This is a genomic window from Aeromonas sp. 82P (assembly GCF_051919365.1).
Taxonomy (GTDB): domain Bacteria; phylum Pseudomonadota; class Gammaproteobacteria; order Enterobacterales; family Aeromonadaceae; genus Aeromonas; species Aeromonas veronii.
This window is the reverse complement of record NZ_JBQBEV010000001.1, coordinates 3,269,500-3,293,650: the sequence shown is the minus strand read 5'-3', so window position 1 is coordinate 3,293,650 and position 24,151 is coordinate 3,269,500. Positions and strand designations below refer to the sequence as shown.

General features: G+C 60.4%; 20 protein-coding genes. 1 reads left to right on the top strand and 19 read right to left on the bottom strand.

Annotation, left to right across the window (positions count from 1 at the left end):
- Window positions 1-46: 46 nt before the first annotated feature.
- The 9 genes from ACTG2S_RS15025 to ACTG2S_RS14985 all read right to left on the bottom strand — a co-directional run bounded on the left by ACTG2S_RS15025 (window position 47) and on the right by ACTG2S_RS14985 (window position 12,946).
- Complete coding sequence (locus ACTG2S_RS15025; protein WP_274160304.1) at window positions 47-1,579, bottom strand: efflux RND transporter periplasmic adaptor subunit; 1,533 nt, start codon at window positions 1,577-1,579, stop codon at window positions 47-49.
- Between the two features lie 296 nt (window positions 1,580-1,875).
- Window positions 1,876-2,376, bottom strand: a complete 501-nt coding sequence (locus ACTG2S_RS15020; protein WP_088869352.1) for a hypothetical protein — start codon at window positions 2,374-2,376, stop codon at window positions 1,876-1,878.
- A gap of 57 nt (window positions 2,377-2,433) precedes the next feature.
- Window positions 2,434-3,186, bottom strand: a complete 753-nt coding sequence (locus ACTG2S_RS15015) for a substrate-binding periplasmic protein (RefSeq protein WP_103250615.1) — start codon at window positions 3,184-3,186, stop codon at window positions 2,434-2,436.
- Between the two features lie 116 nt (window positions 3,187-3,302).
- The gene (locus tag ACTG2S_RS15010) at window positions 3,303-6,413 is read right to left on the bottom strand and encodes an efflux RND transporter permease subunit (RefSeq protein WP_139473795.1); all 3,111 of its coding nucleotides are present in this window, start codon (window positions 6,411-6,413) and stop codon (window positions 3,303-3,305) included.
- Window positions 6,414-6,422: 9 nt separating this feature from the next.
- On the bottom strand, window positions 6,423-7,622 hold the full coding sequence (locus tag ACTG2S_RS15005) for an efflux RND transporter periplasmic adaptor subunit (protein WP_005353223.1): 1,200 nt from the start codon (window positions 7,620-7,622) through the stop codon (window positions 6,423-6,425).
- A gap of 397 nt (window positions 7,623-8,019) precedes the next feature.
- Window positions 8,020-8,826: an exodeoxyribonuclease III gene (xthA, locus tag ACTG2S_RS15000; RefSeq protein ID WP_075115233.1), complete on the bottom strand. Its 807-nt coding sequence runs from the start codon at window positions 8,824-8,826 to the stop codon at window positions 8,020-8,022.
- Window positions 8,827-9,061: 235 nt separating this feature from the next.
- Window positions 9,062-10,024 carry an ion channel gene (locus tag ACTG2S_RS14995; RefSeq protein WP_005353221.1) on the bottom strand — a complete coding sequence of 321 codons (963 nt, stop codon included), beginning with the start codon at window positions 10,022-10,024 and terminating at the stop codon, window positions 9,062-9,064.
- Window positions 10,025-10,093: 69 nt separating this feature from the next.
- The gene (locus tag ACTG2S_RS14990) at window positions 10,094-11,740 is read right to left on the bottom strand and encodes a tetratricopeptide repeat protein (protein ID WP_439982747.1); all 1,647 of its coding nucleotides are present in this window, start codon (window positions 11,738-11,740) and stop codon (window positions 10,094-10,096) included.
- Between the two features lie 159 nt (window positions 11,741-11,899).
- Window positions 11,900-12,946 carry an FAD:protein FMN transferase gene (locus tag ACTG2S_RS14985; RefSeq protein WP_274160303.1) on the bottom strand — a complete coding sequence of 349 codons (1,047 nt, stop codon included), beginning with the start codon at window positions 12,944-12,946 and terminating at the stop codon, window positions 11,900-11,902.
- A 335-nt stretch (window positions 12,947-13,281) separates the two neighbouring features.
- Here ACTG2S_RS14985 and azu point away from each other — a divergent pair, with 335 nt between their 5' ends.
- Window positions 13,282-13,722, top strand: a complete 441-nt coding sequence (gene azu, locus ACTG2S_RS14980) for an azurin (RefSeq protein WP_005337768.1) — start codon at window positions 13,282-13,284, stop codon at window positions 13,720-13,722.
- Between the two features lie 114 nt (window positions 13,723-13,836).
- Here the strand turns inward: azu and ACTG2S_RS14975 are convergent, their stop codons facing one another.
- The 10 genes from ACTG2S_RS14975 to ACTG2S_RS14930 form a co-directional block, all read right to left on the bottom strand.
- Window positions 13,837-14,394 carry a HutD family protein gene (locus ACTG2S_RS14975; RefSeq protein ID WP_005337767.1) on the bottom strand — a complete coding sequence of 186 codons (558 nt, stop codon included), beginning with the start codon at window positions 14,392-14,394 and terminating at the stop codon, window positions 13,837-13,839.
- An 85-nt stretch (window positions 14,395-14,479) separates the two neighbouring features.
- A complete protein-coding gene (locus ACTG2S_RS14970; RefSeq protein ID WP_274160302.1) occupies window positions 14,480-15,139 on the bottom strand; it encodes a YceH family protein in 660 nt (219 codons plus the stop codon).
- Window positions 15,140-15,278: 139 nt separating this feature from the next.
- Window positions 15,279-17,417, bottom strand: coding sequence for a diguanylate cyclase domain-containing protein (locus tag ACTG2S_RS14965; RefSeq protein WP_279498469.1), 2,139 nt, complete (start codon window positions 17,415-17,417; stop codon window positions 15,279-15,281).
- Complete coding sequence (locus ACTG2S_RS14960) at window positions 17,414-18,607, bottom strand: sugar ABC transporter substrate-binding protein (RefSeq protein WP_274160300.1); 1,194 nt, start codon at window positions 18,605-18,607, stop codon at window positions 17,414-17,416. The genes ACTG2S_RS14965 and ACTG2S_RS14960 overlap by 4 nt, the downstream gene beginning before the upstream one ends.
- A 162-nt stretch (window positions 18,608-18,769) precedes the next feature.
- Window positions 18,770-18,985, bottom strand: coding sequence for a YdcH family protein (locus ACTG2S_RS14955; RefSeq protein ID WP_005337763.1), 216 nt, complete (start codon window positions 18,983-18,985; stop codon window positions 18,770-18,772).
- A 275-nt stretch (window positions 18,986-19,260) separates the two neighbouring features.
- Entirely contained in the window at window positions 19,261-19,872 is a 612-nt protein-coding gene (locus ACTG2S_RS14950) for a hypothetical protein (RefSeq protein WP_005361671.1), read from the bottom strand.
- Window positions 19,869-21,230, bottom strand: a complete 1,362-nt coding sequence (locus tag ACTG2S_RS14945; protein ID WP_005361670.1) for an MATE family efflux transporter — start codon at window positions 21,228-21,230, stop codon at window positions 19,869-19,871. The genes ACTG2S_RS14950 and ACTG2S_RS14945 overlap by 4 nt, the downstream gene beginning before the upstream one ends.
- Before the next feature lie 108 nt (window positions 21,231-21,338).
- Window positions 21,339-23,162 (bottom strand): SulP family inorganic anion transporter, encoded by a 1,824-nt coding sequence (locus ACTG2S_RS14940; RefSeq protein WP_274160299.1) that lies wholly within the window; start codon window positions 23,160-23,162, stop codon window positions 21,339-21,341.
- A gap of 71 nt (window positions 23,163-23,233) precedes the next feature.
- Window positions 23,234-23,824: a nucleotidyltransferase family protein gene (locus ACTG2S_RS14935; RefSeq protein WP_274160298.1), complete on the bottom strand. Its 591-nt coding sequence runs from the start codon at window positions 23,822-23,824 to the stop codon at window positions 23,234-23,236.
- The gene (locus tag ACTG2S_RS14930; RefSeq protein ID WP_005337747.1) at window positions 23,811-24,071 is read right to left on the bottom strand and encodes a GNAT family N-acetyltransferase; all 261 of its coding nucleotides are present in this window, start codon (window positions 24,069-24,071) and stop codon (window positions 23,811-23,813) included. Before ACTG2S_RS14930 ends, ACTG2S_RS14935 begins: the two co-directional genes overlap by 14 nt.
- Window positions 24,072-24,151: the final 80 nt, after the last annotated feature.

Genomic DNA, 24,151 nt, shown 5'->3' with positions numbered 1-24,151 from the left:
GAGAGCGGAGAGCGGTTGCCTGCTAGGCAGCGAATGATGGCAGGGATCATGACTTCTTCTCCACCTCGGGCATCGTCATCTGATGCTGGCTATGGTCCATGCCTTCCATCTTCTCCATCTCATCCGTTGCAGGCTTGGCGTCGCCGTCAGTAGCGGGTGCCTGCTCCTGATGGATGGTGGTGATGCGGTACTCATGCCCCTCCTGTATCACCTGCAGATGAAGGGTCTGCCCCTCGACCAGCTTGCTGATATCGACCCCGTCGGCGACGGTGAACTCCATCTCCATGGCGGGCCACTGCCACTCGGGGATGGGCTGGTGGGAGACCATCAGGGTACGGTTGGCCAGATCGATGCTTTCAACCTCGCCCTGGGTCCACACCTGGGCGGGGCGCACTGCCGTCATACGCTGGAAGTCCGAATCGATGGCCGATTCGGAGTCGAGCAGGAACTGGGCCGAGCTGACGATGTTATCCCCAGCCTCTACCCCTGCCTTGATGGCAATCTTGTCGCCAAACTGGGGGCCGAGAGTGACGGCGACCGACTTGAAGTTGCCATCCCCCAACGCCAGCACCAGCCGATCCTGACTACCAGTGCGGATCACCGCTTCGCTCGGCACCACCAATTGCGGCTCTCCCTGCCCGGTGCGAATGCTCACCTTGGCAAACATATTGGGTTTCAAAAACTCGTCCGGGTTGTCAAAGCGCAGCCGCACCTTGAGGGTGCGGGTGGCAGCATCCAGGGTCGGGTAGAGGTAATCCACCCGACCCTGCCAGCTGCGGCCGGGGGCATAGTCGAGAGTCATGGTGACCGGATCCCCCACTTTCAGCTGGTCGGCCTGGCGCTCGAACACCTCGGCACTGACCCACACCTGCTGGAGGGTGCTGATGTTAAAGAGCGCCGCAGCGGGCTCCACATACTGGCCTTCGCGCACCTTCAGCTCGGAGACATAACCGCTGCTGGGGGCGTAAATGCTGATGGTTTCGCGCACCTGACGGGTGCGCTTGAGGGCGGCGATTTGATCCGCCGGCACCTGCAGGGACTTGAGCTTGCCCTCGGCGGCGCGCAGCAGCAGTGGGTTGGCGGTGTTGAGGGCGAGCAGGTATTCGTGCTGGGCGTTGACAAGATCCGGCGCGTAGAGCTCGTAAATAAGGCTCCCCTTGCTCACCTGCTGCCCTTCACTCTTGATGGCGAGGGTGCGGATCCAGCCCGCCATGCGGGCGTTGATCGCCTCCAGCCGATCCTCGTCATACCCGACATAGCCCACCGTCTCGATCTGCTGGTGGATAGGCAGTCGCTCGACCTTAGCCAGTCGCACCCCCAGGTTCTGCTGGATCTCGGGGCTGATGGTGACGGTGCCCGGCGAGCCGTTTTTTTGTTCCTCATAGACGGGGATAAAGTCCATCCCCATGTTGTCTTTGGCCGGGCCGTCGCGTTTGTCGCGGGGATCCATGGGGTTGACCCAGTAAAGGGGCGTCTTCTCTTTGGCGCTTGCGCCATCGGAGGTCTGTTTGGCGGCCCAGTAGCCGCCACCGGCGCCAAGGGCGAGCAGCAGGGCCGACATCAGGATGATCTTGTTCATGACTGGCCTCCGGCGCGGGTCTGCATGCAGAAAGTGCAGGAGGGTAAGGCGCCCGCAAAGGCAGCAACCTTGGACGGTGAAAAGTGGGCTGGTGACATAATACGTCTTCTCTTTTGCAGGCCGCCGGTCGGGTGAGGTGCAAGGCATCACCCAAGGGGCTGGCGGCAAACGGGGCGCAGCTGTATCAGTGCGCACGGCTCCCTGTGAGCGGACCGGTTTGGCCGGGGCACAGGGTCAGGCAAGGCGGCAGAGAACGGGCAAGTTGAAGCTTGCCTGTGCCGCAAGAGAAGGACTTTCTAGTGGCGTAACACCGACAGCATCAGATGTCGGCGCGGCCAGGAGGGAGGGTGAGTACCGCGCGAGCGCAGGAAGGGATCCCGCAACCAGTTATCAAGCAGTGACGCTGCGACGTTGTTGCCAAGTAGCAAGGGAAAGAGCAGCAGAGCGACCAGTACCCCAAGCAGAGTCATCGCGCCGAAGGAGGGGGCATTGATGCCTGTCTGCATCTGGCACTCATCGCCCATGGCTGACCCCTCGTCTCCCTGATGGCAGGAGAGGGGCATGACATCGCCCGGGTGATCCATAGCAGGCATTGCATGAGAGATATCGCCATCCGCCATCGCCATGGATGAATCGAACATCACCATCGATTGGGCGCTGCTTGGGGTCGGCTCGGAGGAGAGGGGAGAACCATGCCAGCTGATGCAGAGGGTCAGATTGCAGACGAGCAGCAGCGCCAGCAATAGCCGGGCCAGAGCAACAGAGGGCAATCTTGCAGCAAGCTGGGTGAGTGACAATCCGAGCATCCTTCGGGAATAAGTTGCCAAACTCTAAACCTTGCTCGCAGGAGAAGGTCAAGGCTTCTGCTGGCGCTGCTGTTGCAGGTAGAGGTCACTGTACTTTTCCAGCAACTGGTCTATCCATTGACTCATGCCGGGCGCTTGCAACATGGGCTCCAGTTGTTCGAGGGTGTCAAGATGGGTGGATTGCAGTGAAACAGAAATATAGAGCTCACCGCGCTGCAGTGGCCACTGCAGATCAGCCAGCCCGCTGTCCGGGTAATTGTCGCTCAGAAACAGGCGACCGGAAGAGCGGCCATAAGGAACGAAGTCGACCCGGTCACTGGCCAGCAGGCCAAATACCTGCTTGAGGGAGTTGACCCTGTAGATGCGGGTATTCTTTTGCAAAAAACCATCCATCTCGCTGCCAAGGCTGACGCCTATCATCATGGCGCCCCGCAGTCCGGTCAGATCCTCCCTTCGTTGCAGCAAGCGGCTGCCGGGTTGGCGCACGAATACCGCCATGTCATTGATGGCCATGGGGGTTCGGGTAAAGCGGGAGTAGTGCGCTCTCTCTTCGTTGCGCAGCGCACAGATATTGATGTCGACCTCTCCTTTCGCCACTTTCTGCTGACAGCGGGCCCAGGGGCCCACATAGGAGAGATCCACATTGAAACCCAACCGTTGATAGAGGGTACTGACGACTTCGGCACAAACGCCGATGATCTTGCCATCGCTCAGCCAGTTCCAGGGGGGATAATCGTGATGACCACAGGCGGAGAGGGTAGTGGTCGTCAAGGTCGTCGCGAGCCAGAGCTGAGCCAGCATATCCGGATCCTGTGCAAAAAAGTCTCGATGTGTGTCATTGAAGCACACCGCAGACAAAAAAATACCCCCGCACGGGCGGGGGTAGTTTGTTATCGGTGGAACGCCTGGGGAGAGCGTTACTGCTTGGCGCGCTTTTCCGATCCTCTCATGATGAGCCGGAAGAAGAGCGGGATAAAGAAGATGGCGATAAAGGTGGCCGCCAGCATGCCGCCGATGACCGGCCAGCCGAGGGCGTGACGGCTTGCCGCACCGGCCCCGCTGGAGGTGACCAACGGCACACAGCCGAGGATGAAGGCGAGCGAGGTCATCACGATGGGGCGGAAACGCAGGCGCGCCGCCTCCAGTGCCGACTCGATGAGGCTCATCCCCTCTTCGTGCTTCATCACCGCGAACTCCACGATCAGGATGGCGTTCTTGGCGGCAAGGCCGACCAGGGTCACCAGCCCGATCTGGAAGTAGACGTTGTTGGTCAGCCCCACCAGCCAGGTGGCGAGCAGGGCACCGAACAGGGCGAACGGTACGGCGGTGATCACCGCAAACGGCAGGCTCCAGCGTTCATACTGGGCGGCCAGAATGAGGAAGATCATCACGATACCGAAACCAAAGGCCATGCCTGCACTGCCTGCGGCCGCTTTCTCCTGATAGGCGGAGCCGGTCCACTCCAGCTTGGCGTCGTTGCCCAGAGCTTCATTAGCAACCTCTTCCAGCGCGGCGATGGCTTGACCCGAGCTGTAGCCGGGGGCGGGCTGGGCCATGATCTTGGCGGCCTGGAAGATGTTGAAGCGTTCGACCAGTTCGGGGCCGGTGGCATCACGCACCGTCACCAGACTGCTGAGCGGGATCATCTCCCCCTTGTCGGAGCGGACATAGACGTTGCGGATGTCGCTCTTCTTGGCGCGATAGTCTGCCTCGGACTGCAACTGCACCCGGTAGGTACGGCCGAACTGGTTGAAGTCGTTGACATAGACCTGGCCGAAGGTGGCTTGCATGGTGTCGAACACCGCGTTGATGGGCAGCCCCAGCGCCTTGGCCTTTTCGCGATCCAGGTCGAGATAGACCTGTGGCACGTTGGCGCGGTAGGTGCTGGTGACGCTGGCAAACTCCGGGCGCGCCTTGGCCGCTTCGAGGAAGCGTTGCACTTCGCCTGAGAAGGCCTGGGCGTTGCCGGTGCCACGGTTTTGCAGATAGGCCTCAAGGCCACCTGTGGTGGACATCCCCTGAATGGGAGGCGGGTTGAAGGAGGCGACAAAGCCATCCGCCAGCCCCATCAGGCTCAAGCCCTGGAAGGTCTTGGCCAGCGAGAAGGAGTCCTGTCCGGCCCCCTGACGCTCGCTCCAGTCCTTCAGGGTAATGAAGGTCATGCCGCTGTTGCTGATGATGGCATTGGATAGAATGTCAAAGCCCGAGAAGGTGATCACATCCTTCACATGGGGGTTGGCCATGGCGATCTTGTCGAACTGATCCGCCACCGCCTGGGTCCGGCTCATCGCGGCGGCATCCGGCAGCATGACGGCGGAGATGAGGTAGCCCTGATCTTCGTTCGGTACCAGTTCGCCCGGCACTTTCAGGAAGAGGCCGTAGATGGAGAGGATCAGCACGGCGATGATGGCAAAGGCGACCCCCACCCGACGGTTGAGGAAGGCCACACCCCGTACATAGCCGCGGGTCAGCTGGTCAAATTTTTCGTTGAACCAGACGAAGAAGCGGGCCGGTTTGTGGTGTCCCTCTTTGAGCAACACGGCACAGAGGGCCGGAGAGAGAGTCAGTGCCACCAGACCGGAGATGGCGACCGAGACCGCGACCGTGATGGCAAACTGCTTGTACATCACCCCGGTCATGCCGCCCATAAAGGCGACCGGCAGGAACACGGCGCAGAGCACCAGCACGATGGCGACCACCGGACCGGAGACCTCCTGCATGGCGAGGATGGCAGCCTCCTTGGCGGAGCACTTCTTCTCGCTCATGATCCGCTCGACGTTTTCGAGCACCACGATGGCGTCATCCACCACGATACCGATGGCAAGCACCATGCCGAACAGGGTCAGCAGGTTGATGGAGAAACCGAGCACCAGCATGCCGGCGAAGGTCCCGATGAGCGACACCGGCACCGCGATACAGGGGATCAGGGTGGCGCGGAAGTTCTGCAGGAACAGATAGACCACCACGAACACCAGTACGATCGCCTCGAACAGGGTGTGTACCACCTCTTCGATGGAGATCTTCACGAACTCGGTAGTGTCGTAGGGGATCTGGTACTCGATATCCTGCGGGAAGCGCTCCTTGAGTCGCTCCATGGTGGCATGTACCGCATCGGCGACCGCGACGGCGTTGGCGCCCGGTTGCAGATAGGTGGCGATACCGATGGCCGGTTTGCCGTTGGCGCGGGCGACCAGATCATAATCCTTGCCCCCCAGCTCGACCCGGGCGACATCGCGGACCCGGATCTTGGAGCCATCGGGCATGGAGCGGACGATGATGTTCTGGAACTCCTTCACATCCTCAAGGCGCCCCTTGGTCTGTACCGTGTAGGTGAAGTCGATGGGGGCCGTGGTGGGTTGGGCTCCGATCTTGCCCGCAGCGAACTGGGTGTTCTGTTCGCGAATGGCGCCAATCACGTCGCTCGGGGTGAGCTCGAGCTGGGCCAGTCGATCCGGCCGCAGCCAGATACGCATCGCATAGTCGGTACCGCCAAACAGAGTGGTATCACCGATGCCGGGAATCCGCTTGAGCTCGTCGATGATGTTGAGCAGGGCGTAATTCGACAGATAGGTGGTATCAAACGAGCCGTTCGGTGACTGGAGGGTGACCACCTGCAGGATGGAGGTCGATTTCTTCTTGACCGTCACCCCCTGCTTTTTCACCTCTTCCGGCAGCTGGGCCATGGCGGCCGAGACCCGGTTGTTGACGTTGATGGTGGCCTGATCCGGATCGGTGCCGATCTCGAAGTAGACGTTGAGGTTCATCTGGCCGTTGGAGGCCGACCCCGACTGCATGTAGATCATCCGCTCGACGCCGTTGATCTGCTGCTCCAGCGGCGCAGCCACGGTCTGGGAGATCACCTCCGGGGTTGCGCCCGGATAAAACGCCGTGACCGAGACCACCGGCGGGGTGATCTGGGGATATTGCTCGATGGGGAGCGCCCGCATCGCCGCCAACCCGCCCAGCACGATAATGATCGAAATCACGCTGGCGAAGATGGGGCGTTCTATGAAGAACTTGGAAAACATACGGGCTCCTTACTTGGCCGCAGACTGGCTGACCACCTTGCCGGTGATCGCCTTCATCTCGTCGGCAGAGACAGGTTTCACCACGGCGCCGGGGCGGGCCTTCATCAAGCCTTCGACGATATAGCGTTCACCTGCCTGCAGGCCGCTCTCGATCAACACGCCGGAGTCGACTGCCGCGCCCAGGGTCACCGGACGGGGCACCACCTTGTTGTCGGCATCGACTACCATCACCATGCGGTCAGCCTGGGACTGGACGATGGCGCGCGGCGGCACCACGATGGCGTTTTTGCGGGTGCCCAGATCGATGGTCATGCGGACAAACTGGCCCGGCAGCAGTACGCCGTCCTTGTTGTCGAAGATGGCGCGGGCACGGATGGTGCCGGTCTGGGGATCGACCCGGTTGTCGGAGAAGTTGAGCTTGCCCGCCTCCGGATAGAGGGATCCATCGGCCAGACGGATATGGGTGCGCCAGGTGGTGGCATCCTTCGCCTCAATCACCCCTTTCTTTACCGAGTTTTCGAAGTTGAGGCGATCCTGCTCCGAGTAGGAGAAGTTGACGTAGAGCGGATCAAACTGGGTGATGGTAGTGAGCAGGCCGTTGTCGCCGCTGGTGGAGATAAGGCTCCCCTCAGACTGGGAGCTCTTGCTTGCCATGCCGTTGATGGGGGCGGTCACCTGGGTGTAACTGAGGTTGAGCTCCGCCTCTTTCACCTTGGCCTGAGCGGCCTGATGACTGGCGATGGCCGCTTCGTAGTTGGCGATGGTGTCGTCATAGTCCTTGCGGCTCACCACCTGACGCTTGAAGAGGGGAATGATGCGATCCCGATCGGCACGGGCCTTGTTGAGACGGGCCTGCTCCTGAGCCAGGGTCCCTTTGGCCTGTTCCAGCGCCACTTTGTAGGGCTCCGGGTCAATCAGAAACAGCTCCTGACCGGCGGTAACCGGCTGGCCTTCCACATAAGTGCGCTTGAGCAGGATGCCACTGACCCGGGAGCGTACATCGATCTCGCGAAAACCGGCGGTCTCTCCCACCATCTCGGTAGTGAGCGGCACATCGGTCAGCTTGACCTCGGCGACCACCACAGGGACGGCGGGCATGGTCTGGGCCGTCTGGGTCGTCTCGCCGCCACAGGCGCTCAGACCGCTGATCAGCGCCAGGGTCAGCAAGCTGCGTTTGTAAACCTCTCTTCCGGCATTGGGCACCTTCATCATCACACTCCTGTTGGATCGATTTCGGCTGCTGCGTTCAGCATGTTTCTCCATACACATCATTAACTTCATGATTAAAAAAACAACTTCTTTATGATTGGAATGGGAGATGATAGGGCGGCAACCTTGAACACAACCTTCTCAAAGTGGCAATTAGGGTTGCCGATTGACGAAAAAAGTCTGACTTTTCCGATATGGGCGGGGGGCTTCGGGGATGTTCATCCCGGGCCAGGGCTCTTTGCAACCGTATCACGCCAGCCACTCCTTGCTGCAAAAAATAAGGTGCCATAAGGCACCTTGTCTGGATGGGTTTTTTACGCCCTTTTATCGCGGGCAACCGCGAGCCGCTTCACAGTTTACGAATTCGTCGCGGCTCATCGGTTAATCTTGCGCCGTGTCAGGCGAAGCAGGCCCAGATGGGGGCGTGGTCGGAGGGTTTCTCGATGCCGCGCAGCTCGTAGTCGATACCGGTCTCGGTCACGCTGTCCTTGAGGGCGTCGGAGGCCATGATGAGATCGATGCGCAGGCCGCGGTTCTCGTCAAAGCCCTTGGAGCGGTAGTCAAACCAGGAGAAACGCTCGCACTCGGTGGGGTTGGCGGCGCGGAAGGTGTCGGTCAGGCCGAACCCTTTCAGTCGCTCCATCCATTCGCGCTCGATGGGCAGGAAGGAGCATTTGCCATCCCGCAGCCAGCGCTTGCGGTTAGCTTCGCCGATGCCGATGTCGAGATCGGTGGGGGAGATATTCATATCCCCGATCAGCACCAACTGGTCGTCCGGGGTGTGGTTGGTCTCGAGGTAGTGCTGCAGATCCTCGTAGAACTTCTGCTTGGCCGGGAACTTGGTCTCGTGATCCTGACTTTCACCCTGCGGGAAGTAGCCGTTCATCACCTTGATGAGGGAGCCGTCTTCACGTTCGAAGGTGGCCATGATCATCCGGCGCTGGGCCTCTTCATTATCGGTGGGGAAGCCTTTCTCCACCTTGACGGGCTTCTGCTTGCTCATGATGGCCACCCCGTAGTGGGCCTTCTGGCCGTGAAACTCCACGTGATAGCCCATGGCCTCCACATCGGCCAGCGGGAATGCTTCATCGTGCACCTTGATCTCCTGCAGGCCGATCACATCGGGCTGGTGCTTGTCGATGATGGCTTGCAGCTGGTGCAGACGGGCGCGCAGGCCGTTGATATTGAAAGAGATGATCTTCATGTCCGGGATGCTCATGTCATTTTTATAAGTGGCTATTGGACTAGGAATCGGCTGTGGATGCAAGTTCGGGGGCTGTGACTGGTGCAGCGGCTTGGTAACCTGTTCACGATCCGTCGCGAGAGGCTGTCAGCAAGGTGAAGCGCAGCGCAGGAACCGGATTGTATATGTATACATGAGGATTCCGAGCAGCACATGAGCCTTGATCACACCTCGCAGTAGGATCGTGGACAGGTTTTCAGCGGGTCATCTTTTTGACGAATACCACCACAAACAGCGCCAGCGTAAAGCTGCCGGTGAAGGCTTCGAAGGCGGCGAAGATCCTGGAGAGCCCGACCGGAGTGAAGTCGCCGTACCCCAGCGTGGTGAAGGTGACCACGCTGTAGTAGAGGCATTCGAGCAGGAAGATGGCATTTTGCTCGAGCGGGGCACCGGGCTGGTAGATGAGGTGCTCGCCCTGAAAATGCAGTCCGCAGAAGAAGTAAAAAATGCTGCAGATAAAGATGAGCAGCAACGAGAAGAGCACCACCCGCATCGGGGCCTCGCCATAGCCGCAGAAGAGATCGACCACCCAGGAGGTGAAGCGCTGGGTCGACCAGAACGGCAGTTGCAGGCGGCGCATGGTGAGCTCCTGCTGGATATAGTTGCCGGACATGGTGAAGATCCCCTGTGCCTCGGAGGCTTTGCGCAGATCCCGGTAGGTCTCTTCCGCCTCCTTGAACCAGATGCGCGCCTGTTTGGGATCCCGTTCGCGGCGCCCCTTGCGATCCTGCATCACCCGTTTGCCGGTCTGCATGTTGTCGAGTCGGGTGTTGTGCCAGCGGATGCCGAGCAGGTTGACGTCATCGAGGGTGGCGCACTGGAGGTTGGCATCACTGAGATCGGCCTTCATCAGGCTGCCGCCCTTCATGCGCAGGCCGTAGAGGTGACCACCGCGCAGGTTGGCGCGATAGAGGTTGCACTGCTCCAGCAAAAATCCCTGATCGGACTCCTTGTTGACCAGATTGAGGCCCGCCAGATTGGCCCGTGACAGCTGCAGGCCGTGGCAGAGTCCGCCTGCGCGAACGTACTGTTCAAGCGCCTCGGCGGTGTGGGCTTCCTGATGGGTATGGTGGGGATCATGCCAGTGGCAGAGATCGTGCTCGCCAGCCTCTTCACTGCAGTGGCGGCCATCGGCCACCAGATAACGACACATCGCCATCTTCGTTTCCCTCGCATTGCCGAACTGGTTTCAGCATAGGCGGGGAAAAGGGGGCGTGGCGGCGTCGTCTTAGCTGAACTGGTTGAACTCCTGACGCAGCTTGCGAAAACGCTCCTGCTGGGCCGGGTTGAGGGGGATGCCGTCGAGCACGTCCAGGGTGTCTTTGCACTCGGCACCAAATTCCGGACTCTTGCGGTTTTTCTGCATCAGTTGCAGCAGCACCTGGATCTTGTTGAGAGCCGCACCGGTATTGGCGGGAGCACGGCGTAGGGCCTCGCGAAAATGGCCGAGGGCCTGCTCCAGCTCGCCGCTCTGATAGGCCTTGATCCCCAGATCGTTGAGCTGCTGGTAGCGCTGACGTCGCTCCAGCACCGTCTTGTCATCGCGGGTTGCCTGAATGCAGGTGGTGAGCAGCCGATCTTCGTCCTCCGCCAGCAGCCCCTGCAGGCTTTCGGCATATTCAAACTCGCCGAGCTGATAGAGGGCGAGGATGGTCTCACCAAGCAGGGCGGGGGGCATGGTGGCCGGTTCATCGAGCCAGTTCTGATTGGCGCGATAGAGCATCTTCTTGCCCTTGAGCAACTCACCCAGCGCAATCTGCACCCGGGCCTGACAGATCTGCTCGAACACCGGGTAGTTGAACTCCGACATCATCAGCGAATCGCGAATGCGCGACAGGGCAGAATTGACCTGCTTTTGCAGGTTGGCGATGTGGTAGCTGTCGTTGCTATTGAGGGCGTAGAGGGTCAGGGTCTGGATATAGGCCCCCAGATAATGGGGCGTGCGATGGATCGAGTTGCGCGACAGGTCGATCAGCGACATCAGCACATCCTTGGCCTGGGCGTAGTCGTGGCGCTGCAGGCAAACCTCCGCCAGCCGACGGGAGAGTTGCACCGACTGGGGGGAGATATCCACCGCCCGTCTGAGCTCCTGCTGCGCCTGCTCGTCATTGCCAAGGGCCAGCAGGGATTCTGCCAGCCAGAGGTGAGCCTCCACCATCAGCGGGGTATTTTTGAGGGTCGCCTGCAGATGGCTGACCGCCTCTTCGTGGAGCCCCAGGGTGTTGCAGGCCTTGCCCAGTGTCAGGCGGGCCCAGCTGTTCTCCTGCCCGGCCAGCAGCTGGCGCATCAGGGCGCGTGCTTCCTGCGCCTGACCCAGCTTGAGGTGGGTATCGGCCTGCAGGCAGCGGCAGTAGTTGGCAAAACGGGGCACCGCATCGGCCCGCTCGGCACAGGCGGTAATGAGGGCTGCCAGATTGTCATCGGCCAGCGCGGTAAAGACGCTGGCCAGGGCGTTGCGCCGGGCGAGGGCACGCTTCAAGCGAAACGAGAACTGCTCCTGAGAGAAGGGCTTCATCAGGTATTCGTCGGGCTCGGCTTCCAGCTCGCTCAGTACCATGGCGCGGGAGCTGTCGCCACTGACCATGATCACCACGCTCTGGGGCGGGATCAGGTCTTTGTCGCGCAGGCTTTCGAGCAACTGGCGGCCATTCTCGCCAACCCCGAGATCGTAATCGATGAGATAGATGTCGAAACTGCCCTTCTGGCAGCGGCGCCGCGCATCCTCGGCGGTATTGGAGTAGGTGATGTTGCTGATACCCAGATTGAGCAGCATCGCCTTCATCATCACCTGAAACGAGCGCTGCTCATTGACCATCAGAATGCGTTGTGGCTTGGCTGGGCTCTTTTTCTCTGGCTCTTGTTCAGGTGTCTGCATCTGTCTGGGTCGAGGCGCTACGGGCTGATGAGGGAAAGTGTGCCACCAAAGCGCCCGAAGAGGCAATTGGCCAAGTTGTCGATTGCGAACCGTCTCCGTTTGTCCGCCTTTTGCCCGCGATGAGTGAAAGAAAAAGGCCCTGTTGCCAGGGCCTTGAACTCACCGTTTTTTCTCTGCCAGATAGGGAGCAAATTGCGGCGTGTACTCAGCCTTGAACCCCTGTTCGGTCTTGATGATGAGATAGACCGCCAGCTGGTGCTGTTTGGCAAATGCCATCCCCGCTTCAGGCCCCATCACCATCAGCGCGGTATCGAGGGCATCGGCCTCCAGCGCGGTCGGGGTGATGACGCTGGCGGAGACCAGCTTGTGGGTGACCGGCTGGCCGGTGGCGGGGTCGATGATATGGGAGTAACGCTGGCCATCCATCTCGTAGTAGTTGCGATAGCTGCCCGCGGTGCTGAGCGCCATGCCGTTGGGGATGACGATATCGGAAAACGCCCCCGGCTGATCGGAGGGTTCGACGATGGCCACTTTCCATGGCGAGCCCTTGCTGTTGTTGCCCTTGCTGCGCACCGCACCGGCCACTTCGATCAGGTAGTTGTGTACCCCCTTGCCTTCGAGCAGGGTGGCAATCTCGTCAGAGGCAGCCCCCTCGCCGAGGGTGGAGAGGTCGAGATAGAGATCCGGGATCGTTTTTTCGAGCAGGAAGTGATCCCCCTGCGGGGTCAGGGTCAGCTTGTCGATGCCCACCTTGTGGCGGGCGGCGGCGATGGCTGCCTCATCGGGCCGCTTGACCGGCCGTTTGTCCGGGCCAAAGCCCCACAGATTGACCAGAGGCCCCACGGTCACATCCAGCTTGCCGTCGGTCAGCTTACCGGCATCCATCCCCTGCTGGACTATGATGGCCATGGCGGGCGGGATGGCAAACGGGGTATTGGCGGGCCCCTGATTGAAACGGGAGATGAGCGAGCCCGGATCGTAGGTGGAGATCTCCTTGTTCATCCGGGCCAGCAGGCTCTCAACATCGCTTTTGAGGGCGGGCTCCCCACCGGGGTAGCTATCGCTCAGGGTCACCACATAGTAGGTGCCCATGGTCTTGCCCTGAATACGGGTCTGGGCAGGCGGGGTGGGCTGGCAGCCGGCCAGCGCCAGCAGCAGGGTCAGCAGCAGGCCGCGCAGGGCCGCCACGGGGGTTATCGCAATCATCCGGCGCTCTCATCTGGAGAAGGTTCATATCGGGGCGCTAGCTTAGCCAAGGGGCGCCCGCCGGGCGAGCCCTGATAGGGGCAATCGGAGGGAAAAGGGCAGAAAAAATTAAACAGTTTTGAACCTGTGGCGGGAGCGGGTCGTATCGTCCATCCGTGAGGGAGAGAGTGGCGAGTAGAGCACCGTCTGGTGACCTGGCCCGCAGCTTTGGCCAAAAGCCATAGCCGATTGAAGACAATTGAGTAAAATGAAGGTCGATTTAGACGGCATCTTTGCGAAGCGTTCACCGCATCCGCCAAGTCGTTGCCATCCATTGCCAATCAAAGGAGAAAATGATGAAAAAGGCGATTACCCTGCTGTTTCTGAGTACCTTGGCTGCCCCCGTGCTGGCGGATGAGTGTGCACTGGTCATCGAAGGCAATGATGCCATGCAGTACAACCTCAAAGAGATGAGCGTGCCGGCCACTTGCAAGGAGGTGACGGTCACCCTGAATCACACCGGCAAGCTGCCCGTGACCGCCATGGGCCACAACTGGGTGCTGGCCAGCACCGCCGACTATCAGACCGTGGCGACTGCCGGGATGAGCGCCGGGGCCGAGAACGGTTATCTGCCCAAGGATGATCCGCGTGTACTGGCTCACACCAAGCTGATCGGCGGTGGCGAGAGCAGCAGCGTCACCTTCAAGACAGACGGTCTGGCGGGCAAGGATCTCACCTTCTTCTGCTCCTTCCCCGGCCACTTCGCCATGATGAAGGGCTCCTTCAAGGTCAACTAAGGTGCTGACCGGCACGAGCCGGTTGCCTCAATAGCAAAAGCCGGGATTTCCCGGCTTTTTCATCTCTGCTGTTTGTGTGTGGTGTGGCATGACTGCACACCGCCGACTTTTGCGCTATTTGGCCTGCAGGGTAAAGAAGGCGATGGCGGTTTTCTTCTGGCATTCGAAGTGAATGCTCTCTTCACCGGTCACCACCAGCGTCTCGTTGATGGCCACCTCTTTGCCCTGCACGGCCAGCTGGCCGCTCAGCAGGTGACAGAGGTAGGTCTTCTCTGGCTCGAGGGTAAGGGTCAGCGGGAAGGGGAGGTTCAGTACCCGCACGTTGGCGCTGATGCGATCCGGATGGTAGATAAGCCCGAGATCGGTCACCTCTTTTTTCAGCAACTCGCAGTGGGTCTCCTCATCGCCGCTAAAGTGCGCCGCCTCGAAGGTGGCGTAGGGGTGACCGTTGAGCACAAAGCCAGCCCCGCTCACCGGCAGCAAAATGCGCTGATAGCCGGGAAAGGGGGAGAAGGGACCCGTGCTCTTGATGGGGGCCGAGCTCAGTCGATAGTCAAAGTCGAGTTTGGCAAGGCTGCTCCCCTTGGGGGAGATGAGGATCTGGCTGGTGGTGCCCTGCTGGTTTTTCCAGGGCATCTTCTGGTGGTCTGACTCTTTAATCAGGGAGATCACGGGCACTTCCTCACGATGAAAAAACGCAGGGAGCCGGGGACATCAGCCCCGGCTCCCTGATAGATAGTGGCGATGGTAAAGGCGATCAGCCCTGACCATCCAGTGCTGCCAGCCGCGCTTCCATGGCGGCGAGACGGCTCTTGAGCTCGCTCACTTCCAGCTCCAGCTCGCTCAGGCGATCGGCGGCAGGGGAGGCATAGGCCGCGGCGGGAGCGGCATCCATCATCGCCTGAATATCCACTTCGCCGCTAAACAGGTGGGCGTAGCGGGATTCGCGTTTGCCTGGCTCGCGCGGTAGTTTGACCACGTAGGGGCCACGCTCGATAAGCTGGGTCAGCACCGCATCCACCTCGGTGACATCATAGAAGCTGCAGAGGCGGTTGGTGCGCGAGCGCAGCTCTCCCGGGGTTTGCGGGCCGCGCAGCAGCAGTTCACAGACGATGCCAAGCTCCTGGGCACTGAATTTCAGCTCGCCAAATTCGGTGTTGCAGAATCTGTGCTGGTAGCGGGGAACCCGGGCGTTGAAGCCGGCGGTGTTGACCACCAGCCGCTTGCGGATCAGCTCGTCTACCACGGCGCGGATATCGAGCTCGGAGAGCTCCAGCACCGGCTCGCGGTTGCTCTTCTGGTTGCAGGCGTTGACCAGTGCATTAAGGGAGAGGGGATATTGATCCGGGGTGCAGATCTCTTTTTCAATCAGACAGCCGATGACGCGGGCTTCCAGTGGGCCAAGTATTAACTCCATTTCCTACTCCCTTCCAAATCGAGACATCAAGAGCCCCTATCTTAGTCATGGTCCGCGCCGCGTCTAGCGTTGCGCGCCATTTTTGCGAGCTGATCAGGGCGTTGGCGAAAGGCTCGCCAACGCCGCAGACCTCCGCTTTTTATCGCTGCCCCTGATAGAAGCGCGCCTTATTGGCATACATGGCGTCGTCCGCCACCCGGCTCAGCTCCGCCAGGGGGGTCTGGTCGCTGCTGCTCCAGCCGATGGCAAAACGCAGCGGGAAGCAGTGCTCCCCATGTTGCACAATGGCGTGCTGCTGGCTTGCCTCCAACCTGCCAGCCAGCTGCTGGCTGGCGAGGTGATCCGCCTCCGCCAGCAGTACGAACTCGTCGCCGCCGATGCGGAAAATCTTCTCATCCTGACGGCAGAGGGTGCGTAGCTGGTGAGCCATCTGGATCAGCAGGGCGTCGCCCGCCTCGTGCCCATACTGGTCGTTGGTGCGCTTGAGGCCGTTGAGGTCGAGCATGAAGAGGGCGAGGTGACGCTCCGGATGGCGCGCCAGCACCGCTTGATAGTGGTGGAAGGTCTCTTCGAACGCCTGCCGGTTGGGCAGTCCGGTGAGGTTGTCGGTGCGTGCGACCCGCGCCAGCTCGTCGGTGAAGAGGCGCCCCTCGATGCCCACCGCCAACTGCTTGGCAAACAGCCGCAAGATGGCCCTGTCTTCGGACTCCAGCCCTTCGGCGCTCACCATCAGATAACCAAACAGCACGCCACTTTGGCTACCGGGCAGGGTCATGATCTTCCAGAGTGCGTTGTCCCACTGGCATTCGGAGTGTTTGACCTCCTCATCCATCAGTTGAGCCAGTTTCTCCTGCAAGGCATCCCGCAAGGGGGCATCGACCCCCTGGATCAGGGAGTAGTGGGGCTGCCCGTCTCGGCGGATCACCAGTCCCCAGCGGTGGCCGGGATAGAGCTGCGAGAGCTGCAGCAGGGCGGAGCTGGCCAGCTCGGCAATATCGATATCCAGCTGCTGGTGCAGACCGAACTGCAACCAGGATTGCAGGATATGGCGGCTGCGCTCTTCCCGGCTCAGGGCCGAGCGCAGGGCGGTCGTTTGCGAGGCGACCTCTTGCTCCAATTCATCGTTGAAGCTGAGAAGCCGCTGGTTGAAGGCCTCTTTCTCGCTATTGGCCTGCTGCAGCTGTTCATTTTGTTGATAGAGCGCCCGCACCTGATCCGAGATGGTGCTGGCCATCTCCTGCAGCAACTGGCGCACCTCGTCGTACTCCACAAAGCGCAGCGGTGCCTGCCGTTGCTGGTAATTGCCCTTGCCATAGCTGCGCACCAGCGCGGCCAGCGAGCGCAGCGGTCGGGTGAGCCAGCGGGTGAGCCAGACGCAGCCGATGGCCACCAGCAGCAACATGACGGCGATGCTGACGGTCAGCAGCTGTTGGGATTTGTTGAGCTCGCTGACCCTGTCATTGCTGTAGCTGTAGAGGGTGATGGTGGGGGTGATCTCCTGCTCCAGCTGGGGCCAGCCAATGGCCAGGGGCTGCGCCATCTTGCTTGGCTCCCTGTCATCCATCGCGTTGGCGCTCTGGTGAGCCCCTTCGTAGAGACGGTTCTCGCCCTGGGAGATCACCAGATATTCGCTCCCCTTGAGATAGGGTTCCAGCAACTGGGCCATCTGCCGCCAGGGGAGAATGGCCATCACGAAGCCGGAAGGGGTCTGCATCACCCCTGCTCGCTGGTGGTTGCGATAGATGGGGGCTACCAGCGCCAGCCCGCCGCTGCGGTTTTGCTCCATGTCGTCGACCAGCACGGGATCATCGACGGGCAGCAGCAGATGCTTGCCCTGTTTCGCCTCGCGGGTCTTGCCCCAGGCCATCAGCTGCGGCATCAGGTTGCTCGACTCGAGGTGGGAGGCCTGGCCATTGATGTACTCCACCACCAACCCCTTGTCATCGATGAGGTAGGCCGAGGTGAGCAGGCTGTTGGATTTGACAAAGGTGGCCAGCGCCAGCCGGGCATGGCTGGAGAAGAGAAAGTTGTCGAGGGCCTGATGGAGCACCCGATCCTGGCTGAGCTGATTGAGCTGGGTGCCGATCAGCTCGCTGCGAAAGCGGGCCTCGCGGGTCATGCTGGTGAGGGCTCGCTCCAGCTGCGACTGCTCGCTCTGGGCGATGATCTGGTGCTGGCGGATCAGCAGCACAGTGCTGGCCAGCAGCGCCGGCAGCAGGGCGACGGTGAACAGGATGATGATCAGGGTCGGTCCAAGCCGAAAGGTGCGATGTTTCATGGTGTTTTGACCTGCCGGTACTGCTGATCGGCCAGCTGCTGCATATAGCGGGCGGTGTCGGCGGCACTGATCCCCTCTTTAAAGCGCTCGAACCCTTTCTCCATCGCTTGCCAGGCGATGGACATGGCGCTGTCGGAGGGCATGGGGGTACTGAGAGTGAACTGTTCCAGCAGCACTTTTTCCTGAGGCGTGGGACGGCGGCTGATGGCGGTAAAAGCCTGCTGATTGACCGGCAGCAGCGCCCCCTGATGATAGATGAACTGCTGAATATCCTGACGCTGGATAAAGGCCATCAGTGCCTTGATGACGGGTTGCCGATCCTCATCATCCATCGCCCAGCGGGAGGCTCCCATCACGTAGGCGCCGCTCATGGAGTGCATGGGATGGCTTTGCCAGCGGGGCAGCAGGGCGACGCCCAGCTTATCCCCCATGTTCTTCACCAGGTCATTGAAGGCCCAGTCCCCATTGATGAGGTAGGCGCTCTTGCCCTCATTGAAGCGGGCGAGGGCGGTGTCATAGTCGCACTCGGGATCGACCCACTGTTCGCTGGCGACGGTGCGGTAGGCCTCCAGTGCCTGCACCATGGCCGGGCTGTCGAGGGTGATGCGCCCTTCGGTCACCGGCGAGCCGCCAAAGGTGTGTAAAAATGCGGCGAAGTAGTACATGTCGTGATAGGGCCAGCTGACGGGGTAGACACCCTTGGTCTTGAGGGCCGGGGTGATAGCAGTCAGTTGCTGCCATTGGGTCACCGGAGTCGAGACCAGCGCCTTGTTGTAAAACAGCATCAGATGGTTGCCCTGCATCATGGGCATGCCCCAGCGTTGCCGATCCAGGGTGACATAACGCAGGGCGCTGGCCATCAGCGCGGGGGAAAACCACTCTGCCGGGAGCGGGGCGAGGGTCATCTGGCGATAGAGGCCGATAAAATCGGAGGGGATCAGCATCAGATCAGGCAGCCCCCTGGCCTGAGCTGCCAGCAGGAGATCCGCCTTGATCTTGCCCGGCTCAATCTGGGTGACCCGTACTCTGTGGTTCCCCTCCTGATTGAAGCGGGCGATCACATCTTCGATCACGTAACCGGCTTGCTGGGAGTGCCACAGCTCCAGTTCAGGCTCCTGAGCCTGCAGGGGGTGGCTCAATGCGAACAGGCAAAGCAGCAAGAGATGATAAAAAGATCGTTTTCTGCTCATGTTATCATCACCGTTATTCCCTGAATTCCAAGGGAAAAATGTAACAAACTACCGGCAAGATCGGTAGGCTCGGGTGTCAACTAATTGACTGAAACAACAAAAAGCCCGGCGCGTGGGCCGGGCTGGGGGATAAATTGCTTATCCGCATATTCTTCGAGGCATCTATTGTGGATGTTGTTTGAGGATGTCGTATATCTCCTCTTTCAGTTTGAGTTTCTGTTTTTTCAGATCTCTCACCTCGGCGCTATAGTCGCTGGCGTGATGCTTTTCCAACTTTCTAATCTCCGCATCCAGGTCGTTGTGCAAGTCAAACTTCTTCTGGAAATGGACATCACTGCTCTTCAGTTTCGAGATAAGTTCTCTGTACTCTGGGAACATGTAATGGAGCCTCCTTGGTTTCGTTTGATTGTGCCTGTAAGACCAAAGCTACCCCTTAGTGCCGGGGATAAATGTGATCCTGATCGGATTTGGGGGCAATGATTTGGGGTATTCGGCGGGATATTTATAACTTGTTGAATCAAAACAAGATAAGTGATTTGTCAATCTGAATGGTGAGCCAAACTGTGCGACAAGTCACAACAGGGGCAGGGTTGGCGTAAGGGTGCAGGATCAAAAAAGGGGCCGACTGGCCCCTTTTATGGATGCAGGCAACGTTACTCTTTCTCTTCGTCCGCCTGCTCTTTTTTCTTTTTCTTCTCGGGCAGCGGCTTGCCATCGCGGTGGATCACCTTGCCCGCTTCAAAGCCAATCTGGGCGGCCAGCTCTTCCAGATCCGCCGACTTGGCCTGATCCCCGATGGCGTAGCGATAGTTGGCGATGGAGAGCTTTTCGGCCACCGGCGTACCCGGGACGATAGGCTCGCGCCAGCCCTGGCCGATGTGGGCCACCAGGGTGCCGTTCATCAGCAGCTCGCCGACGATCTCCTGGGTCGGATTGCCCTTGCCATAGGTGAGACCCTGCGGGTGCTTCTTGCCGACCAGCGGTTCGTTGCTGGCGGGGATCAGCTTGGTGCGGATCAGCCACTTGGGCTTCTTGGTGTTGCCCACCGCCTTGCCGGTCTGGTACTCGTTGATCTTGATGGTCTTGATCATCTGGGCCATGAAGTCCTTGGTCAGCGCCTTCTGGGCGTCGCTGGTTTCATCGATGGCGATGGGGGCCACATACCAGGTCTGGGTGGCTTGAGCCTTGGGAGCGGCAGGGGCAGTTTGCGCCATGGCCAGGGGGCTGAGCAGGATGGCAGCCAGCAAGAGTCCTATCTTCTTCATTGTGATTCCGCTTTTGTTTCAACAAGAATTTTGTTTTGCCAGCGACGACTGCGCCAGCGCCAGAACATGGCCAGACCGCGCACCCACTCGTCGCAGGCCAGCGCCAGCCAGATACCGACCAGTCCATAACCCTGCATGATACCGAGGAAATAGGAGAGTGGCACGGCAATTCCCCACATGGAGAGCAACGCCATGTAGAGGGGGAAACGGGCATCCCCGGTGGCCCGCAGGGCGTTGATCACCACCAGATTGAAGGTGCGCCCGGGTTCGAGGATAAGGCTGATAAGAAACAGTTGCGCCACCTGAGTGATGATGTCGGCATCATCGGTAAAGAGGCTGATGATGGTGCGGCCATTGAGGGCCGCCGCCACGGCGATGACGCAGGTGACCGCCAGCCCCAGCTTGAGGCTTTTGAGTAGCTGCTGATAGGCGCGATCGAACTGTCTTGCTCCCGCCAGATGGCCGATGATGATCTCGTTGCCAAGGCCGATGGAGAGGCCAAACAGCAGGATAAACAGGCAGATCTGGAAGAAGTAGGACTGGGTTGCCAGCGCCTTGTCACCCAGCAGTCCGACAAAGGCTGTCACCACCATAAACTGCAGCATCCAGGAGAGGTTCTCTCCTGCCGCAGGCAGGCCGATATGGAGCACCTTGCCCAGCATCTCCCGGCTGGGGTGGACGATATCGCGCACCACCAGCCGAATGCCGGTTTTGCGGGCTACCAGCCACACCAGCAGCACCACGCCCACCAGACGCCCGGCAACTGTGCTGATGGCGACACCGGCGACGCCAAGCTGGGGCAGGCCGAACCAGCCGTAGAGCAGCAGCAGGTTGCCGACGAAGGTGATGAGGTTGACGATGAGGGTCACATACATCGCCTGACGGGTGTGGCCGTGAGCGCGCAGGGTAGCCGCCAGACAGAGCGCTGCGGCCTCAGGCAGCAGGCAGAGACCGATGATCTGCAAGTAAAGCGTCCCGTCGCTCATCAGATTGGCGGGCAGGTTCATCAGCGCCAGCATGGTGCTGGCCCCCGCCATCACGCCGATGGCGGCCACCAGACCGATCAGCAGGTTGAAGCCGATAGCTGTGTGGATCACCACCCGACTCTTCTCCCGATCGCCGGCCCCCAGATACTGGGTGATCACCACGCTGGTACCGATACTGACGAAGCTGAACAATGTGATGGCGAGATCGAACACCTGATTGCCGACCGCCAGCGCCGCCACTCCCTGATAGGAGACGTGACCCACCATGAAGGTATTGAGGGCGCCGGTCAGAAAGTGCAGGGCGAGATCGATAAAGAGCGGCCAGGTCAGCGCAAATAGCGTGCCCGGGCCTGCGTGGGATTGAGATTGCATGGCATGTCCAACAGCTGGGAGGGCACGGGGGAGTGTCCTCTGGGGGCGCATTTAACACCAAGGCCAAGGCCGGTGCAATCCTTGTGCAGGATTGCATCGGCCAGGGGATCAGGTAGGCGTGGCGCCCGCCTCCTGTTCGCTTGGCAGGGTGAGGCGCGCCGAGTCGGGCAGGGCATCATCCTGCGGCCAGTTGGAGCGGATGGCATCAGTGGTGCTCTCCACCACCGCATCATCCTTGAACACCGGCTCGCGATAGCAGCGGGTCAGGCGCAGCGCCTGATACATGTCGGGGCAGAGGATGATCCCCTCATCGCCTACCCGCACGCCCGCCTGCTTTAACCAGTGAGTCATCTGACCGTGGCGACCCGCCATCACCATATGGATGCCGCGCCGTTTCAGCTCTTTGTGCAGCTCTCCCACCATGCTCATCACGCTGATGTCCTGATGGGTGAAGCAGGCGACCGCATCGATCACCAGACACTTGGGGGCTCTGGGATCCTGCACCAGCAGGGCCAGCACCCGGCGCTTGAAATAGGGGGCATTGAAGTAGGTGAGCGGCGAGTTGAAGCGATAGACCAGAATACCCGGGATCGCCTTGGCCTGTTCGTTATCCCCCAGGGTGCGCACCACCCCCTCGTCATCCATGCCAAGCAGCTGGTCGGTGGGGCGCATCACATTGCGCAGGAACTGGAACAGCCCCAGCAACACGGCAAGGGTGATCCCCGGGATCACCCCCATGGTGAGCACGCTGATAAAGGTGACCAGCGCCAGCCAGAAGGCGGATCGATCGGAGTGGCGCAGGGCCCAGAGGCCACGAAAATCGGTGAGCGACAGGGAGGCCATCACCAGTACCACCCCGAGGGCGGCAGTGGGAATATATTTGAGCGGCGCCGTCAGATAGAAGGTGATGAGGGCGATCACCGCCGCAGCGATGATGGAGACCAGCTGGCTCTTGCCGCCGTTGGCGTCGTTGACCGCAGTGCGCGAATCCGCGCCACTGATGGCGAAACCCTGGGAGACTGCGGAGGCGAGGTTGGCCATACCGAGGGCCCGAAACTCCTTGTCCGCGTCGATCTCATAGCCGTTTTTGGCGGCAAAGCTGCGGGCGGTCAGCATCATGGAGACGAAGCTCACCATGGCCAGGTTAAGGGCGGGCAGCACCAGCTCCCGCATCAGGCCGGGAGGAAATTCCGGCATCTGGAACGCGGGCAGGCCGGAGCCCACCGTCCCCAGGGTGGCGATATCAAACTGGCCGAGATTAAAGCCCCACACCAGCGCAGCGGTCACCACCATGGTCACCATGGAGGAGGGCCATGCCGGTTTGTAGCGCTTGGCCAGCAGCAGGGTGAGCAGGGCCACCAGACTCATGGCCAGGGTCGGCAGATGGGTCTGGGTAATATAGGTAGCCCCGCTGGCGATCCGCTCGATGAGGTAACGTTCGCTGAAAGTGAAGCCGAAGATCTTGGAGAGCTGGCCCACCATGATGGTGATGGCCACACCATTGAGCAGCCCCATCAGGATGGGGCGGGAGAGAAAGTCCGCCAGCACTCCCAGCTTGAAGCGGCTGGCAATCAGGCACCAGAAGCCGGTCATGGCGGTCATGGTCATCACCAGTTGCCAGTGACGGGTTGGGTCGCCTGCGGCCAGCGGCGTCACCACGGCGGCGATGACCGCACAGGTGGCGGCATCAGGGCCGACGATCAGCTGGCGGGAGGTGCCGAACAGGGCGTAGACCAGCATGGGCAGGATACAGGAGTAGAGACCGACGATGGCACCCACTCCGGCGAGTTCTGCATAGGCGATGGCGACGGGCAGCGCCACGGCCGCCACCGAGAGTCCGGCGCGAAGATCTGGCATCAACCAGGCGCGCTGGTAATGCAGCAGGGCGGCGAGGCCCGGTAGCCAGCGTTCGAGAGAGAAGAAGTCGCGCATTATTTAACCCATTGAGTTACAACCAGCTTTTCCCCTAGTGTGCCCAAGGTTATCGAAAGATTGCAATCAGGTTATGGCCAGTTTACCTGAAGGTCAGGCCAGATAGCCTGCCAGCGTTTCTCCTTGATGCGCTGGGTAAAAATCTGTTTGTCCTGGCGACATTTGGGGTTGGCACTCACTTGCAGCGACCAGTTGATGGTAAAGCCGTAGGGGGCAAGCCACTCGAACTCGCCATCTCGGGTCAGGCGTACGCCTATGCAGGTGGGCACCTCGACCCAGTGGCTGAGCGCCTCAAGGCTGCTGGCAAACGGCGTTACCAGCTGCCGCGTGTGCATGCGGGCCTGATTGCGCACTTCCCACTGCTGATCCGGCAGCCGCTTTGCCAGCCAGGCTTCATGCGCCGTCTCGGCCAGCCCTTGCGGATCGGTTTTGTCGAGATAGATAAGGTCGATATCGTTGAGCGGGGTGGGCTCCGCCTTGTGGTGAAGGTGATCCCAGATGAGGTTGCGGATAAAGCCTGCTCCCAGCGCCCAGTCGGGCAGATTGAGCTCGGCCGCGGCTTGCAGGCAGGCCATCCGCTGCGGATCGGCCCGCAGCAGGGCTTCTGTTTTGGCTTGGAATTGCTGTTCGAGGGCGGAGTTCAGAGGTTCAGTTGTTGGCATTGCGGCGTAACCAGACATCAATGTAGCGGCAGCTCGGCACTATAGTGAGCCCCTCCGCCTGAGTCCAGTTGAAGAAGGCACGCGCCAGCTGATCGGCAATCCCCTGCACCCGCAGCTCGGGGGGCACGAAGGTGCTGTAGGCATCGATGGTCTTGGCATCGAGCCGCCGGTAGCGCAGTCTCGACTCTTTTCCCTCCACCATACAGATGAACTGCTGCTGGTTGGCCTGATGGATGATGTCGCTCATGGTGGGCACCTCTGGCATAAAGTTGGGTCTCTCGGCACAACATAACTGTTAGCCAAGGTATAGAACAGATAATGAGAGCC

What these genes read in the sequence shown, in the direction of transcription:
- ACTG2S_RS15010 (WP_139473795.1), bottom strand. Translation starts at nt 6,413, where the DNA reads ATGTTTTCCAAGTTCTTCATAGAACGCCCCATCTTCGCCAGCGTGATT.
- ACTG2S_RS14970 (WP_274160302.1), bottom strand. Translation starts at nt 15,139, where the DNA reads ATGGAGTTAATACTTGGCCCACTGGAAGCCCGCGTCATCGGCTGTCTG.
- ACTG2S_RS14930 (WP_005337747.1), bottom strand. Translation starts at nt 24,071, where the DNA reads ATGAGCGACATCATCCATCAGGCCAACCAGCAGCAGTTCATCTGTATG.
- ACTG2S_RS14995 (WP_005353221.1), bottom strand. Translation starts at nt 10,024, where the DNA reads ATGGCGATGTGTCGTTATCTGGTGGCCGATGGCCGCCACTGCAGTGAA.
- ACTG2S_RS14935 (WP_274160298.1), bottom strand. Translation starts at nt 23,824, where the DNA reads ATGCCAACAACTGAACCTCTGAACTCCGCCCTCGAACAGCAATTCCAA.
- ACTG2S_RS15005 (WP_005353223.1), bottom strand. Translation starts at nt 7,622, where the DNA reads ATGAAGGTGCCCAATGCCGGAAGAGAGGTTTACAAACGCAGCTTGCTG.
- ACTG2S_RS14955 (WP_005337763.1), bottom strand. Translation starts at nt 18,985, where the DNA reads ATGTTCCCAGAGTACAGAGAACTTATCTCGAAACTGAAGAGCAGTGAT.
- ACTG2S_RS14945 (WP_005361670.1), bottom strand. Translation starts at nt 21,230, where the DNA reads ATGCAATCTCAATCCCACGCAGGCCCGGGCACGCTATTTGCGCTGACC.
- xthA (WP_075115233.1), bottom strand. Translation starts at nt 8,826, where the DNA reads ATGAAGATCATCTCTTTCAATATCAACGGCCTGCGCGCCCGTCTGCAC.
- ACTG2S_RS14940 (WP_274160299.1), bottom strand. Translation starts at nt 23,162, where the DNA reads ATGCGCGACTTCTTCTCTCTCGAACGCTGGCTACCGGGCCTCGCCGCC.
- ACTG2S_RS14965 (WP_279498469.1), bottom strand. Translation starts at nt 17,417, where the DNA reads ATGAAACATCGCACCTTTCGGCTTGGACCGACCCTGATCATCATCCTG.
- ACTG2S_RS14950 (WP_005361671.1), bottom strand. Translation starts at nt 19,872, where the DNA reads ATGAAGAAGATAGGACTCTTGCTGGCTGCCATCCTGCTCAGCCCCCTG.
- ACTG2S_RS15025 (WP_274160304.1), bottom strand. Translation starts at nt 1,579, where the DNA reads ATGAACAAGATCATCCTGATGTCGGCCCTGCTGCTCGCCCTTGGCGCC.
- ACTG2S_RS14960 (WP_274160300.1), bottom strand. Translation starts at nt 18,607, where the DNA reads ATGAGCAGAAAACGATCTTTTTATCATCTCTTGCTGCTTTGCCTGTTC.
- ACTG2S_RS14985 (WP_274160303.1), bottom strand. Translation starts at nt 12,946, where the DNA reads ATGATTGCGATAACCCCCGTGGCGGCCCTGCGCGGCCTGCTGCTGACC.
- azu (WP_005337768.1), top strand. Translation starts at nt 13,282, where the DNA reads ATGAAAAAGGCGATTACCCTGCTGTTTCTGAGTACCTTGGCTGCCCCC.
- ACTG2S_RS14990 (WP_439982747.1), bottom strand. Translation starts at nt 11,740, where the DNA reads ATGCAGACACCTGAACAAGAGCCAGAGAAAAAGAGCCCAGCCAAGCCA.
- ACTG2S_RS15015 (WP_103250615.1), bottom strand. Translation starts at nt 3,186, where the DNA reads ATGCTGGCTCAGCTCTGGCTCGCGACGACCTTGACGACCACTACCCTC.